This is a genomic window from Streptococcus oralis ATCC 49296 (assembly GCF_000185265.1).
Taxonomy (GTDB): Bacteria; Bacillota; Bacilli; order Lactobacillales; family Streptococcaceae; genus Streptococcus; species Streptococcus oralis_BC.
Map to the genome: position 1 here is coordinate 1 of NZ_GL622186.1, position 653 is coordinate 653.

Below are 653 nucleotides of genomic sequence, written 5' to 3' on the forward strand. Positions count from 1 at the left end.
GTATGCACGATTTCACCATCACCAAAGCCTTCAACGTATTTCACATTGACTGGAACTTCCACTTTCAAAACATCAATGTTAAAGCGTGGGTCTGAGAAGACCTTCATGGCACCGATAACCTTGTGTGGTTTCACTTTTGCGTATTCTGCAGAACCTGCATCAGCGATTTTTTCATCGTAAGCCAAGATTTCAAGGAAGAATGGAATGTCTTCCGCCACACACTCAGAACCGATGCGTTCGATGTAGGCTTGTTTTTGTTGGTTGAGTTCGTCAGAGCTGTCTACATCGTAGTAAAGCAAGAATTTGACAGCATCAGCGCCTTGTTCTTTGATGCGTTTTGCAGACCAAACATCCAAGCAGTCAGGCAAGCGTTTAGTGCTTGTTGTGTCGTATCCTGTTTTTTCATAAGCAAGGAGAAGACCAGCATTTGGTGCAAGAGCTTTTGTAGCTGGAAGTCCATACTCAGGGTCAAGAAGCATAGAGGATGCGTATTTTGTCAATTCATCTGCAACCAAAACTTTGAGTTCTTCCATTTGAGCCACTGTTGGCTCTTCTGTTTGGTATTGAGCCATGAGGCGTTTCAAAGCACCACGTTGGTCAAAGGCAAGAGCTGAGATAATGCCGTTCTCGTCAGAGAGTTTTTGCAAGCAAGC

At 44.3% G+C, this 653-nt stretch carries 1 protein-coding gene; it reads right to left on the bottom strand.

The genetic code is table 11. From position 1 onward, the window contains the following. Positions 1-653 (bottom strand): tagatose-bisphosphate aldolase (lacD, locus tag HMPREF8578_RS12245; RefSeq protein WP_000000827.1); only part of this gene is annotated, 653 nt, incomplete at both ends.